The following is a 13,286-nucleotide window of genomic DNA, read 5'->3' as shown; positions in this document are numbered from 1 at the left end:
CGCCCGCCCACCCCGGCGGGTGCGCGGGCGGGTCGCGCGTACGGCCACCCTAGTGGGCCGGACGGAACCGTTGCCGGTGGGATATGAGGGGTTCTGACCTGGATGATCTCGTACTTGCAGCCGGCCTCGACGCCCCGGGGCCACGTGGCGGCGGCAACGAGGCCCTCGTCGGGTGCCCCGGCCGGGGCGGTCCGCCCATGGGCCCGACGGGGGCGGCCGTGGAGCTCGGCGGCCGCCCCGTCCGACCCCGCCACGGGTACGAGGCCACGGCGGAGGGGGCGGGCCGCCGACCGAGGGTCGGTCCCCGAACGCGCGAGGGGCGCCCCCCGCCTTCGGAGGGCGCCCCTGCCGGACGCGGACGGCGTGCCGCCGGGCGTGTGCCCCGCCGGTCCGACGGACGCGCGTCAGGCGTTGACGCCGTGCTCCCGCAGGAGGTCGTTCAGGGCGAGCTTGTCGTGCTCCTCGCCCTCCTGGAGGCGCTTGAGCACCAGCAGGACCGGCATGCCGAAGTCGCCGCCCGGGAAGCTCTTGGTCCGGTTCGCGGTCACGCACACCGACCAGGCCGGGGCCTCGCCGCGCTCGAGCTCCTCACCGGTCTCGGCGTCGAACACGCGCGTGGAGGAGGTCAGGATGGTGCCCGCGCCGAGCTTGGCGCCGGTGCGCACGCGGGCGCCCTCGACGACCATGCTGCGGGAGCCGAGGAACGCGTCGTCCTCGATGACGACCGGGGAGGCCTGCGGCGGCTCCAGGACGCCGCCGACGCCGACGCCGCCGGACAGGTGGACGTTCCGGCCCACCTGGGCGCAGGAGCCGACCGTGGCCCAGGTGTCGACCATGGTGCCGGAGCCGACGTAGGCGCCGATGTTGGTGAAGGACGGCATGAGGACGACGCCGGGGGCGAGGTAGGAGCCCCAGCGGGCGATCGCCCCCGCGACGACGCGGACGCCGTCGAAGCGGGTCTTCAGGGGCATGCGGTCGTGGTGGCGGAAGTCGCCGACCTGCGACTCCTTCATGTCCAGGACCTTGAAGCCGAGGAGGATGGAACGCTTGGCGCGCTCGTCGACCACGACCTCGTCGGTCGCGGGGTCGACGAAGGCCACACGGGCCTTGCCCTCGTCGATCAGGTCGATGGCGCCGGTGATGGTCTCGCGCGCCTCGGCGTGGGAGGGCGTGAGTTCGGAGCGCTTCTCCCAGAGTTCGTCGATCTGGTCGGGCAGCGGGCTGGAGTACGAGCTGGTCATGTGCACACACGTTAGTGGTTCGCGAAAGGTGCGGGGGTACCCCCCGCCCGTGTGTGCCGGCCGCCTCCGGGGATCCGCCCCGTCCCGCCTCCCGGTGCGGACTACAATGCGGCCTGGGCTCGCTGCGGGCCCCGCGCGGCACGGGTGACGTTCCTCTCCGTGTGGTGCACCCCACCTGCTCCCGACCCTTGGTTCGCCTGTGCCCAGTAAGCGCCGGAGGCTCTCCGCCTTCGTCAAGATCCTGTTGTCCCTCTTCCTCGTGTGCGGCCTCCTCGTCGCGGGCGCGTACTACGTGCTGACCACGTTCGAGCCGGTCGAGACCACCGTCGAGGCCCCCGATCCGGGCTGCCGTCTGCAGCTGTCCGACGGCAAGTACGAGATGGAGATCGCCCAGGCGGTGAGCGCGACCACGGTGGGCGGGGTGGCGTTCAGCCGCGACCTGCCGCCCGAGGCCGTGACCGTGGCGTTCGCGACCGTGTGGCAGGAGACGGCGTTCTACAACCTGGAGTACGGCGACCGGGACTCCCTCGGCCTGTTCCAGCAGCGGCCGTCCCAGGAGTGGGGCGAGCCGGAGGAGATCCTCGACCCGGTCTTCGCCACCCGCGCGTTCTACGACGAGCTGGTGGAGGTGAACAACTGGTCGGAGATCCCGGTGTTCGAGGCCGCCCAGGCGGTCCAGCGCAGCGCGGACGGCTACGCCTACGACCAGCACGAGGCCCTGTCGGCACGGATGGCCGAGGTGACCACCGGAGAGCTCGGACCGAGCCTGACCTGCTGGTACGACGCCGAGGGCCTGGACGCCCTCCGGGCGGGCGACGCGGACACGGCGGGCGCCCAGGAGGAGATGGCGAGGGTCTTCGGCGTGGACCCGGCGGAGCTCCCCCTGAACGCGGACGAGGCGATGAGGACCGGCGACCTCGGCTGGGCCATGGCCCTGTGGGCGGTCGCGCACGCCGAGGAGTACGGGCTGACCTCCGTCGCCTACGGTGACCGGCTGTGGCGTGCGTCGGACGGCCTGGACGGCGCCGAGGCGTGGACGGCGGCCGGGGAGGACACCCGGGGGCGCGTGGTCCTGGGCTGACCGCCGTGTGGCGGCCCACCCCGACCGCCCGGGCAGCCCCCGGGACACTGCGGTCCTCCCGGTCCAGCGCCTCGAAGAACCTCGCCTTCAACCCCTCAAAATCCACGATCCCCGCAACTCCCTGAAATCCAGGGTGTTGCAGGGATCGCCAGAACCCACAACGCGCGCCGGGGCCCTGTGCGTCCGCAGCGGTCCCGGGGAACGGCCGCCGGGCCCGTTCCCCGGGACCGTCCCGCTACTCCGCCAGCCGCTCGACGGCGGCCCCGACGCGCTCGTCGGTGGCGGTGAACGCCACCCGCACGTGTCCCGCCCCCGCGGCGCCGTAGAAGTCGCCGGGGGCCACCAGGACACCGCGCTCCGCCAGGTGCGCGACCGCGCCCCAGGCGTCGTGGCGGGGGTGGCTCGCCCAGAGGTACAGTCCGGCGTCGGAGTGCTCGATCCGCCAGCCCGCCCCCTCAAGGGCCGCGCGGAGCCGGGCCCGGCGGGCCCGGTACCGCTCCTTCTGCTCGGCGGCGTGGGCGTCGTCGTCCAGGGCCGCCCGCATCGCCGCCTGGACGGGCGCGGGGACGATCATCCCGGCGTGCTTGCGCACCGCCAGCAGCTCTCCGACCAGGGCGGGGTCCCCGGCGACGAAGGCCGCCCGGTAGCCGGCCAGGTTGGAGCGCTTGGAGAGCGAGTGCACCGCGAGCAGGTTGTCGTGCGATCCGCCCGACACGTCCGGGTGCAGGATCGACACCGGTTCCGCGCCGTCCCAGCCGAGGTCCAGGTAGCACTCGTCGGAGGCCACCACGGCCCCGCGCTCGCGGGCCCACTCCACGACCTTGCGCAGGTGCGGGACGCCCAGGACGCGCCCGGTCGGGTTGCTGGGCGAGTTCACCCACACCAGTCCCGCCGGGGCCGGGCCCAGCGCCGTCAGGCCGTCGGAGGCGACCGGGGTCGCACCGGCGATCCGGGCGCCGACGTCGTAGGTCGGGTAGGCCAGTGCGGGGTGCACGACCGTGTCGCCCGCCCCGAGGCCGAGGAGGGTCGGCAGCCACGCGACGAGCTCCTTCGAGCCGACGGTGGGCAGCACCGCGCCCTCGGCGACGTCCACGCCGTGGCGGCGCGACAGCCAGCCGCGGATGGAGGCCCGCAGCTCGGGCGTTCCCCAGGTCAGCGGGTATCCGGGCGAGTCCGAGGCGTCGGACAGGGCCTTGCGGAGGGAGGCCGGGACCGGGTCGACCGGCGTGCCGACGGACAGGTCCACGATGCCGCCGGGGTGCGCCGCGGCCGTGCGCTTGTACGGCGCCAGCCGGTCCCACGGGAAGGTCGGGAGCCGGTCCGCCACGGGTCGCCGCTCGGCCATCGGTGCACACTCCATCCATCGGTTTCGGTTCGCACAGCAATCGCGCCGACCCGCCGGAGGGGGTCGGCGCGACACGTCACCGCACGGGTGACCCACGCCCGCGCACCCTCTGCGCCAGGGGGGTGCGGTGGCGGCTCGGCCCCTGTCGGGCCGGAACGCGGACTGCGCGGCTACTCGGCCTGCGGGGGCAGCTTCGCGACGAGCGGGTGGTCGCGGTCGATCTTGCCGACCTTCGAGGCGCCGCCCGGGGACCCCAGGTCGTCGAAGAAGTCGACGTTGGCCTTGTAGAAGTCGGACCACTGCTCGGGCAGGTCGTCCTCGTAGTAGATGGCCTCGACCGGGCAGACCGGCTCGCACGCACCGCAGTCGACGCACTCGTCCGGGTGGATGTAGAGCATGCGGTCGCCCTCGTAGATGCAGTCCACGGGGCACTCGTCAATGCACGCCTTGTCCAGCACATCAACACAGGGCTGCGCGATGACGTAGGTCACGTCGTACTCCTTGTCTCACCCCCGCTTTCCACGGGGGAGGCGGGGACCTTGAGAACCCCGGACCGGGTTCGGCGTGCGGGCGCCTATGCCCTGCTCCCGGGCTCTGCAAGCAAATGGCACAGATGTCGTCCTCCTAGTATGGCGGCGAAGAACAACCTGCGCACAATCGGGGGGCTCGTTCGATGCACATGGGAGGACGTCTCGTCCACCGGATAACCCCGGAGGACGTGGGCCGCCGGGTCTCCGTACGCACAACCCTCCCCGGGGGCGGGTTCACCGATATCGTCGGGGTCGTGGAGTCCTGGGACGGCGGCGTCATCACCGTGCGCCGGCGCGACGGCTCCGCGGTGGAGGTCGAGGAGTCGGCCGTCGCCGCCAGCCGCGTCGTTCCGCCGGTGCCCCCGCGCCGCCGCGGCGGTCCTCCCCCGAGGACGGCCTGAGCCCCGCTGCGGGCCGGACGGCGCCGGGCGCGGCGTCCACACGTGCCTGAGCACAGGCATTCTTCGCCCCGTGCGGGGTAGGAGACGCACAGTCCCGGAGCGGGTCCCGGCCCGACCCTCCCGGGGACAGACGAACGAGACAACGCGCCCCCCGCGGAACACCGCGCGGACGGGCGCGGGTACGCGGGGAGGTGGTGAGCGCCCGTCATGCGCGAAGCAGTAGCGTCCGCCCTCGCCGAGCTGGCCAGACGGGACGAGCGGGCCGCCGACACGGCACGGGCGGCGCTGGACGCCCTGGCGCCGGACCAGGAGCTCGAGAGGCTCAACCAGCACGCCGTCCAGCGGTTCTGCTGGTTCGAGCTCCCGGTCCGCTTCCAGGACTCCGCCGACGAGCAGCTGTTCGCCGTGCGCTCCCTCGGCAGCCTCTTCTCCCTCCTCCAGCTCTACCGGTACGCGCAGATCTGCTCGGCGCAGGAGACCTCCTCCCTGCTCGCCGTCTACTCCGAGGACCACGCGGCGGGGCTGGCCATGTACGAGCGGCTCATGTGGGAGTCCGGGGTCGAGCCCCCGGACCTCCCCGAGCTCACGTGGGGCACCGCGGTCGGCGACGCGGAGATCCGCGCCCGCGACGAGACCTCGGCCGCCCTGGAGCTGGCCATCTCCCTGGGCGACGTCAGGCCGGGAAAGCGCGGGTGGCGTCCGGCCCAGGAGCAGTTCACGCGCTCCTTCCTGACCCGCCCGGGACGGCGGGGCCTGAGCCACCTGGACCTGGTGCGGGAGGAGCGGGTCCGCGCGTGGCTCAGCTCGTCGGCGCACCCGCACCGGCAGCGGCTGTGGCCGCTCGTCGGGCAGATCATCGCCGGCGCGGACGTGCCGCGCGCGGCGGACCGGTCGATGGCGCCGCTGCAACGGCTGCTGGACCTCGCCGCCGACGGCATCGCCCTCACCCAGATCGGCTACATCTCGCCGGGCGTGGTCCGCCAGATGTGCGCGGACTTCGGTTGGCGGACCACCCCGGAACCCCCGCGCAGCGAGACGGACGCGACCCAGCTGATCGCCCTGCACCAGGCGCTGCGGGGCATGCGCGCCGTGCGCCGCTCGGGGCGCCGGCTCGTCCTGACCCGGCGCGGGCGGCAGCTGCGCGAGGACCCCGAGGCGCTGTGGCGGGCCTCCACCGAGACCCTGTGCCGAACCGGCGGACTGGAGCAGGCGGCGGCGGAGACGCTCCTGGGCATGCTGCTGTCCCGCTCCCCGCAGGGCGGCGGTTCGCACGAGCGCCGGCGCGAGTCGGACGTGGAGGCGGCCGAGAGGACGCTGACCGAGTCGGGCTGGGTGCCGCCGGAGCCGCCGCTCGCGTCGGGCCGGCACGCCGCCTCGCACCGGCGGACCGCCGAGGCCGCCTCGGACCGGGTGCGGGCGCTGGTGATGGCGGTGTGCTGGCTGCTGGAGACCCTCGGCCTGCTCGGCGAGGACGACGGCGCCGGGCACCGGGAGCTGACGGCGCCCGGCCGCGCCTTCGCGGTCGCGTGCCTGCACCAGTCGGCGGTGGCCCCCCGGGCGGTCGTGTAGGCCCCCGCGCCGCCCCGCCCCCCTGTGCCGCACCCGCTGCGCACGGGTCCCGCCCAGGGCCTAATCTGGAGCGCGACCCACCCGCGACCAGCAGGAGCACCATGCCCACGCCCGAACCGCCCCAGAAGGCGGAGACGACCGACGCGCCCGGACCCGACCGGGGCGCGGACGAGGCGCCCGGCGTCGACCCGTGGGACAGGATGCCCGAGGGCGCCCTCAACCGCCCCGACCTGGGCGGGGACGACGACGAACCGGCGTCCTCCGGGGAGGGGGGCACAGGGGCTCCCGGGCCCGGCGGGGACACCGCGGACGCGGAGGACCCCCCCGGGGACGACGGCGCGCCCGCGGAGGGCGCCCCGGCCCCGAGCCGGCTCGACTTCCTGCCCAGCCCGGTGTTCGTCCTGCTGCTGGGGCTCACGGGGTTCGCCGGCTGGCTCTCCTGGCGCGCGGTCGAACTCGACTGGGCCGCCGAGGGCGCGAGCGTCACCCCGCTGATCCCGCCCCTGCTCATCCTGCTCGGGTGGATCGTCTCCTCGGCCGTCCACGAGTTCGCGCACGCGCTCGCGGCCTACCTGGCCGGGGACCGCTCGCTGCGCGGGAGCGCCTACCTGAGGCTCAACCCGTTCGCCTACGAGCAGGCCTTCGCCGGGCTCGTGCTGCCCTCGCTCTACCTGGGCCTGGGGGCCTTCGGCATGACCGGGCCGCCCGCCTACGTCGACTGGGACCGCATCCCGTCGCGCGGCCGACGCGCCGCGGTGGCGCTCGCCGGCCCGCTGGCCAGCCTCCTGCTGTCCGCGGTCCTCGCCGCCGTCGTGACCGTCCTGGTCCCCCCCGGCAACGACACCACCAACTGGGCGATCGCCGCGATGGCGCTGCTGTCCTTCGCGAACCTGACCGCCGCCCTCGTCAACCTGCTGCCCGTCCCGGGCCTGGACGGCTTCGAGGTGCTGGCCGCGGCGGCGCACCGCGCGCCGTGGGTCCCCGCCGCCCGCCGCAACGCCCTGTTCGGCTCCGTGGCCGTGTTCGCCGTCCTGTGGTTCCCCGGGGTCAGGGAGGTCATGGTGAACCTGGTGTACGGCCTGTTCGACCTGGTCCTGCCCAATCCGGTGTTCCCCGGGATCGCCTTCTACGGAGAGCTCCTGCTGCAGTTCTGGGCCTGAGCCCGTACACGGGGAGAGGACCCCGGGGATCGCCCCGGGGTCCTCTCCCCGTGTACGGCCCGACGCCGGGGTCAGTCCCCGTTCGGCGGGTGCGCGCCCGCGGGGGGCCGCTCCTGCGGCCGGGCGCCGCCCTGCGGGGTCGGGGGCAGGAAGATCCCGCTGCGGACCACGGAGATCGCCAGGACCAGCATCGTCCCGAACATGTACGCGTTGTGCATGAGGTGGTTCCTGAGGACGGCGTCACCGCCGGGGAGGTAGCTGACCAGGGCGATCAGCACCGCCAGGAACCCCACCGCGAAGGCCACAGCCCCGGACGGGCCCCGGGTCCCCCACGCGCACAGGCGGCCCGCCCCGTACAGGAGCGCCAGGAAGGCCACCAGCCCCGCCACCGACAGCAGGGTCGCGGGCCGGCCCGCGTCCCAGTAGCGGGTGAGCCAGCCGGCGCCGGTCGTGGACAGCAGGCCCAGGAGGGCGCCGAGCAGCAGCAGGACCGCGAAGGTGGCCGCGGTCAGCAGCGGCGACAGGGACGTCCGGGGCGGTCTCCGCTCTCCGGCCCCGGTGGACTCAGGTGTGCTCACAGCAGACGAGGGTAGACGGTCGCCCGGACCGCCCGGGATCACAGCCCCGAGAACAGGTCCGTCTCGTACTCCCCCGGCCGGACGCGCGGCGCCGGCCCCAGCAGCAGTGTGAAGTACTCGACGGCGTCGATCTCCTGCGCGATGCCGTTCGACAGGGCGAACCGCCCGCCGTCCACGGTGATCTGCGTGGCGTGCGCCCGCATGGCCATCGCCTTCGCCGCCCAGTGCGCCCCCGCGTCGACGCGCGTGGTCACCAGCTCGTCCGGGGTGCCGCGCGCGATGTCGGACACCTGGGCGGGCGGCGTGAACGGGCCCGCCTCCTCGTTGAGCCGCGCGATCGACGCCTCGATCACGGACACCGGCTGGGCGATCGCGTAGAGCTTGCCGACCTGCCAGGGCGTGCCCGCCATGGAGCGCTCACCGGCCCGGGCGCACGCGCGCCGGGTGATCCGGTGCGCCTGGACGTGGTCCGGGTGCCCGTAGCCGCCGTACTCGTCGTAGCTGACCAGTACGTGCGGCCTGACCTCGCGGATGATCTCCGCGAGCATCGTCGCGGCGGCCTCCGGGTCGGCCCCCGCGAACGCCTTCGGGTGGTCGTTGGCGGGACCGCCCGCCATGCCCGAGTCCCTGTAGCGGCCGGCGCCGCCGAGGAACCGGTGGTCGCGCACGCCCAGGGCGACGCAGGCCTTCTCCAGCTCGCCGGTCCGGTGGCTGCCCAGGGTGTCGTCGCGGTCGGCGGCCAGGTGCGCGAGGTCGTCGGGGATGACCTCGCCCTCCTCACCGAGGGTGCAGGTCACCAGGGTGACGCCGGCCCCCTCGGCCGCGTACTTCGCCAGCGTCGCACCCGTGACGATGCTCTCGTCGTCGGGGTGCGCGTGCACCATCATCAGTCGCCTGTCAGTCACATAGCGAACGATACCGGTCGCATCACGACATGGCGTGACCTTCACACACCCGTGTCCGACCGGGGTCCGGAACCCCGCCCGGTGCGACGGGGTGCGGGCGCGGAGCCGGAGCGCGCCTCCTGCGGCGCACGGGGGCGGGGACGCGGCACGCGCGGGGCACCCCCCGGCGGCCTCCGGAGGCCTCCTGAGGCGCGAGAGGGCGGGTGCGGCCCCCGGGACGCCGCCCGGCGCGGACCTCCGCGCGTCGTGGCCGGTGGGGAGGGGACGCGCCCCCGCCCGGGCGCGGCATGGGACACAATCCCCCTATGAGTTTTCCTCGCCAACAGGCCCGTACCCAACGCTTCACGATCGGTGTTCCGCGCGCGTTCCAGATCTCGCCGGACGGACAACGCGTCGCCTTCCTCCGGGGGCGCGACGGAGTAGACACGGGCACGTGCCTGTGGGTGCACGAGACGGAGGCCGGGACCGAGTCGGTGGTCGCCGACCCCAAGGCCCTGGGCGCCGACGACGAGAACCTCCCCCCGGAGGAGCGGGCCCGCCGTGAGCGCCTCCGCGAGAGCGGCGGCGGCATCGTGTCCTACTCGGTGGACGACGCCTTCACCAGGGCGGTCTTCACCCTGTCCGGGCGGCTGTTCTACGTCGACCTGGTCGGCGACGGCGGCGCGCCCCGCGAGCTGCCCGCGGCCACCCCTGTCGTGGACCCGCGGATCAGTCCGGCGGGCGACCGCGTCGCCTACGTCAGCGGTGGGGCCGTGCGCGTCATCGACGTCGCCGCGGCCGAGTCCGACCACGGCGACAGGGTGGTCGCCGAGCCCGACGGCGACCACGTCACCTGGGGTCTGGCCGAGCTGGTCGCCGCCGAGGAGATGGGCCGCTACCGGGGCTTCTGGTGGGCTCCGGACGGTTCCTCGCTGGCCGTCGCCCGCGTGGACGAGTCCGCGGTGAACACCTGGTACGTCTCCGACCCCGGCCGCCCCGGCCAGGAGCCGACGGCGCTGCGCTACCCGCCGGCGGGGGGCGTCAACGCGGACGTGCGCCTGGCCGTGTTCCCGGTCGGTTCGGCGGGGGCGTACCGGCGGGACGGCCGCCCCTCCCCCACCTGGGTGGAGTGGGACCGGGAGGCCTTCCCCTACCTGTCGACCGTCGGTTGGACCACCGGCCCCGACGGCACCCCCACCGTCGTCCTCACCGCGCAGGACCGCGGCCAGCGCTCGCTCACCCTCCTCAGCGCCGACCCGGCCACCGGCCTGGTCGCCGAGGTGCGCACCGACACCGACGGCGTGTGGGTCGAGCTGATGCCGGGCGTGCCCGCCCACACCGCCTCCGGGGACCTGGTGTGGATCGCCCGCGGGCCCGAGGGGCCCGACGGGCCCGGTGAGCGGCGCGTGTACGTCGGCGGCACGCCCGTCAGCCCCGCCGACGTGTACGTGCGCGGGGTCGTCGACGTGGACGGCGACCGCGTCCTCTACACGGGCTCGCCCGCTGGGAGCCCCGGCGACGTGTCCCTGTGGCTGGTGGACCTGGCCACCGGCCTGTCGGCGCCGGTGGAGGTCCCCGGGCACGGCTGCTCCCGGTCCGCCGACTCGGGGGCCCACAGCGGCCTGCGCTCCGGGAGGCTGCGCGGCGGCACCCTCGTCGTCCAGCACCGGTCGATGGACTTCGCCGGGGTGCGCACCGTGGTCGTGCGCAACGCCGACACCGAGACGCGGCGGGCGTACTCCGAGATCCCCAGCCTCGCGGAGGCGCCGGAGCTCCCCGAGCCGAGGGTGGAGTTCTGGCGCGCCGGCGAGCGGCGGATCCCGACCGCGCTCGTCCTGCCGTCCTGGTACCGCGAGGACCTCCGTCCGCTCCCCGTGCTGATGGCCCCCTACGGGGGACCGCACGCCCAGCGGGTCCTCAACGCGCGCGGGGCCTACCTGACCGCCCAGTGGTACGCGGAGCAGGGCTTCGCGGTGCTCATCGCGGACGGCCGCGGCACCCCGGGGATCGGGGTGGAGTGGGAGCAGAGCATCCACCTCGACCTGGCGGCGCCGGTGCTGGACGACCAGGTGGCGGCCCTGCGGGACGCGGCGGCCCGCTTCCCCTTCCTGGACACCGCGCGCGTGGGCATCCACGGCTGGTCGTTCGGCGGGTTCCTCGCCGCGCTCGCGGTGCTGCGCCGCCCGGACGTGTTCCACGCGGCGGTGGCGGGCGCGCCGGTGATCGACTGGGAGCTGTACGACACCCACTACACCGAGCGCTACCTGGGCACCCCGCAGGAGCGCCCGGAGGCGTACGTGCGCAGCTCGCTCCTGGAGGAGGCGGCCAAGCTGGAGCGCCCGCTGATGATGATCCACGGCCTGGCGGACGACAACGTGGCGTTCGCGCACACCCAGAGGATGTCGTCGGCCCTGATGGCGGCGGGCCGCCCGCACACGGTGCTGCCGCTGTCGGGGGTGACGCACTCCCCGTCCGACCCGACCGTCGCGGAGAACCTGATGCTGCTCCAGGTGGAGTTCCTCAAGGAGAACCTCCGGGGCGAGTAGCGGACGCCCCGGGCCCCGGCGATACGCGTGCCGGGGCCCGGGCGCGCACGGTGCGGGCCGGACCCGGCGTCAGTACTGGGGCTCCACCGCCTCCGCCTGGGACGCGGCGATCTCGTCCTCGCCGGGGACCCTGATCTCCACCGGCTCGTTGAACGAGACATACGTGACCGTGGTCGTCGTGGGCACCGGGTCCCACCCCGGGTCCTCCCACTCGTAGTACTTCTGGAAGACCAGCGGGTACCCGTCCCCGTCCAGCCAGACCTCGAAGGTGTGGTCGTGCTCCCCGTAGCTCGTGTCGTCGTACGTGTCCACGAGCTCCCTGGTGTAGGACCCGCTGTAGTGGTGTCCCGTCCGACCGACCAGCCCGCTCAGGTCCGCCACGTCCTCCGTGGTGTCGTCCTCGCCGACCGGGAGCGCGCGCTCGCCCAGGTACTCCACCTCGGCGCCGGACTCCGCGATCCACGCGAGGTCCTCCACCAGCGCACCCCGGTCGGGGTCGATCCCGAGGCCCTCGCCGCCCCGGAAGTAGCCCCGGTCCGGGAAGCCCTGGGTCTCCGTGTCGTAGAGGGTGTACCGGTGGACGGTGTCGTCCGGCCCCTCTCCGACCACCAGGAGCTCGTTGAGGGCCGGGCCTCCCCAGGAGGTGCGCTGGTACAGGGGCCGGGGGTCCTCCGTGTACCTGAACCGCGTGGGGTATCCGCCCGGCTGGTTCGTGACCGTGCTCGAGTACGCGTCGAAGCTGGACGCCCCCAGCGCCAGGTCGACGGCCCTGGCGACGCTCCCCGGGCCGTCCTCCACGGAGATCCCCGTGTCGGCGGTCGGGGCGGAGCCCTCCTGGCCGGGAGGCGTCCCGCCCGCCGTCCCGCCGTCGTCCCGGGCATCGGGGCGCGCGAACATCCACACCGCCAGGAGCGCCGGGACCAGCAGTGCCGCCCCGACCGCGGTGAGCGCCCTCCCCGTGCGGAAGCGCCGTACCCGACGCGTCCCGGGCGCGTCCACGCCCCTCCACTCGGTGGCGATCAGGTCGGGCACGACCAGGGTCGGCAGTTCCCGTCCGGCCGGTCGGACCCTGGTGGCGCTCCACCCCCCGGTGAGCTCGGCGAGCGCCTGTGCCGCGGTCGGACGCCGGCCCGGGTCCTTGTCCATCGCCCGCCGCACGAGGTCCAGCAGTTCGGGCGCGACCCCGTCCAGGTCGGGCTCCTCCTGGCGGGTGCGGTGGATCAGGGCCTCCTGGTTCCCGGTCCCGAACGGGTTCCGGCCGGTGGCGGCGAAGGCGACCATCCCGCCCCAGGCGAACATGTCGGAGCGCTCCGAGGCGTCCTCGCCCGCGTACTGCTCGGGAGCGATCCACCCCGGTGTGCCGACCAGGCCGCCGGTCCGGGTCAGCGCGGTCGCGTCGACCGCCCGCGCGATGCCGAAGTCCAGCACCTTGGGCCCGTCCGGCGACAGGATCACGTTGCCCGGCTTCAGGTCCCGGTGCACCACGCCCGCCGCGTGGATCGCCGCGAGCGCCTCCGCCAGCCCCACCGCGAGCGCCAGCAGGAGGCCGCCGTCCAAAGCCCCCCGCTCCCGCACGTGCTGCCGCAGCGTGCGCCCCGGCACGTACTCCGTGGCCATCCACGGGGTCGGCGACCGGACGTCCGCGCCGTAGAAGGCCGCCGTGCACGTCGCCCGCACCCGGGACACGAGGTCCACCTCGCGGGCGAACCGGGCGAGGAACACCGGATCGACCGCGAACTGCGGGTGGATCACCTTGACGGCCGCGCAGCCCCCGGCCGGGTCGACGCCCGCGTAGACGGCGCCCATGCCCCCCGTGCCGACGCGTCCGACGACGCGGTAGGAACCGATGGTCTCCGGATCCCCCTTGGCGGGCGGATCGACGCCGTGGGGGAGGCGGTTCCGGTCGAACTCGGGGGGTTGGGCAGCGGTCACCCCGTGTCCTCCGCCTCCG

11 protein-coding genes are annotated in these 13,286 nt (G+C 74.6%); 5 read left to right on the top strand and 6 right to left on the bottom strand.

The window, feature by feature from the left end; all coding sequences use genetic code 11:
• Window positions 1-404: 404 nt before the first annotated feature.
• On the bottom strand, window positions 405-1,241 hold the full coding sequence (locus ACWGL3_RS15025; protein WP_267948185.1) for a 2,3,4,5-tetrahydropyridine-2,6-dicarboxylate N-succinyltransferase: 837 nt from the start codon (window positions 1,239-1,241) through the stop codon (window positions 405-407).
• A 199-nt stretch (window positions 1,242-1,440) separates the two neighbouring features.
• On the opposite strand from ACWGL3_RS15025, the gene ACWGL3_RS15020 reads away from it, so the two are divergent.
• Window positions 1,441-2,322, top strand: a complete 882-nt coding sequence (locus ACWGL3_RS15020; RefSeq protein WP_267948184.1) for a hypothetical protein — start codon at window positions 1,441-1,443, stop codon at window positions 2,320-2,322.
• A 235-nt stretch (window positions 2,323-2,557) separates the two neighbouring features.
• On the opposite strand, the gene dapC is transcribed toward ACWGL3_RS15020, so the two are convergent.
• Both dapC and fdxA read right to left on the bottom strand, forming a co-directional pair.
• Window positions 2,558-3,667, bottom strand: coding sequence for a succinyldiaminopimelate transaminase (gene dapC, locus ACWGL3_RS15015; RefSeq protein ID WP_267948183.1), 1,110 nt, complete (start codon window positions 3,665-3,667; stop codon window positions 2,558-2,560).
• Window positions 3,668-3,837: 170 nt separating this feature from the next.
• Complete coding sequence (gene fdxA / locus ACWGL3_RS15010; protein ID WP_013154907.1) at window positions 3,838-4,158, bottom strand: ferredoxin; 321 nt, start codon at window positions 4,156-4,158, stop codon at window positions 3,838-3,840.
• A 182-nt stretch (window positions 4,159-4,340) separates the two neighbouring features.
• Here fdxA and ACWGL3_RS15005 point away from each other — a divergent pair, with 182 nt between their 5' ends.
• The 3 genes from ACWGL3_RS15005 to ACWGL3_RS14995 all read left to right on the top strand — a co-directional run bounded on the left by ACWGL3_RS15005 (window position 4,341) and on the right by ACWGL3_RS14995 (window position 7,327).
• On the top strand, window positions 4,341-4,598 hold the full coding sequence (locus tag ACWGL3_RS15005) for a putative acetyltransferase (RefSeq protein WP_267948182.1): 258 nt from the start codon (window positions 4,341-4,343) through the stop codon (window positions 4,596-4,598).
• 207 nt (window positions 4,599-4,805) lie between these two features.
• Window positions 4,806-6,167 (top strand): hypothetical protein, encoded by a 1,362-nt coding sequence (locus tag ACWGL3_RS15000; protein WP_267948181.1) that lies wholly within the window; start codon window positions 4,806-4,808, stop codon window positions 6,165-6,167.
• 101 nt (window positions 6,168-6,268) lie between these two features.
• Window positions 6,269-7,327 (top strand): site-2 protease family protein, encoded by a 1,059-nt coding sequence (locus ACWGL3_RS14995; protein ID WP_267948180.1) that lies wholly within the window; start codon window positions 6,269-6,271, stop codon window positions 7,325-7,327.
• Window positions 7,328-7,398: 71 nt separating this feature from the next.
• On the opposite strand, the gene ACWGL3_RS14990 is transcribed toward ACWGL3_RS14995, so the two are convergent.
• Entirely contained in the window at window positions 7,399-7,905 is a 507-nt protein-coding gene (locus tag ACWGL3_RS14990) for a hypothetical protein (RefSeq protein WP_267948179.1), read from the bottom strand.
• A 38-nt stretch (window positions 7,906-7,943) separates the two neighbouring features.
• Window positions 7,944-8,810: an N-acetyl-1-D-myo-inositol-2-amino-2-deoxy-alpha-D-glucopyranoside deacetylase gene (mshB, locus tag ACWGL3_RS14985; RefSeq protein ID WP_267948178.1), complete on the bottom strand. Its 867-nt coding sequence runs from the start codon at window positions 8,808-8,810 to the stop codon at window positions 7,944-7,946.
• Between the two features lie 305 nt (window positions 8,811-9,115).
• Here mshB and ACWGL3_RS14980 point away from each other — a divergent pair, with 305 nt between their 5' ends.
• Window positions 9,116-11,335, top strand: a complete 2,220-nt coding sequence (locus ACWGL3_RS14980) for a S9 family peptidase (protein ID WP_267948177.1) — start codon at window positions 9,116-9,118, stop codon at window positions 11,333-11,335.
• Between the two features lie 69 nt (window positions 11,336-11,404).
• Here ACWGL3_RS14980 and ACWGL3_RS14975 read toward each other — a convergent pair whose 3' ends face one another.
• Entirely contained in the window at window positions 11,405-13,267 is a 1,863-nt protein-coding gene (locus ACWGL3_RS14975; protein WP_452461417.1) for a serine/threonine protein kinase, read from the bottom strand.
• Window positions 13,268-13,286 lie beyond the last annotated feature (19 nt).

It is taken from the genome of Nocardiopsis sp. NPDC055824, from assembly GCF_053616335.1.
This window is presented reverse-complemented; position numbering and strand designations above follow the sequence as displayed.

Bases quoted from the DNA above. Each gene is read 5' to 3' on its own strand.
- ACWGL3_RS15000 (WP_267948181.1), top strand. From the start codon at position 4,806: ATGCGCGAAGCAGTAGCGTCCGCCCTCGCCGAGCTGGCCAGACGGGAC.
- dapC (WP_267948183.1), bottom strand. From the start codon at position 3,667: ATGGCCGAGCGGCGACCCGTGGCGGACCGGCTCCCGACCTTCCCGTGG.
- ACWGL3_RS14980 (WP_267948177.1), top strand. From the start codon at position 9,116: ATGAGTTTTCCTCGCCAACAGGCCCGTACCCAACGCTTCACGATCGGT.
- ACWGL3_RS15005 (WP_267948182.1), top strand. From the start codon at position 4,341: ATGCACATGGGAGGACGTCTCGTCCACCGGATAACCCCGGAGGACGTG.
- ACWGL3_RS15025 (WP_267948185.1), bottom strand. From the start codon at position 1,241: ATGACCAGCTCGTACTCCAGCCCGCTGCCCGACCAGATCGACGAACTC.
- ACWGL3_RS14995 (WP_267948180.1), top strand. From the start codon at position 6,269: ATGCCCACGCCCGAACCGCCCCAGAAGGCGGAGACGACCGACGCGCCC.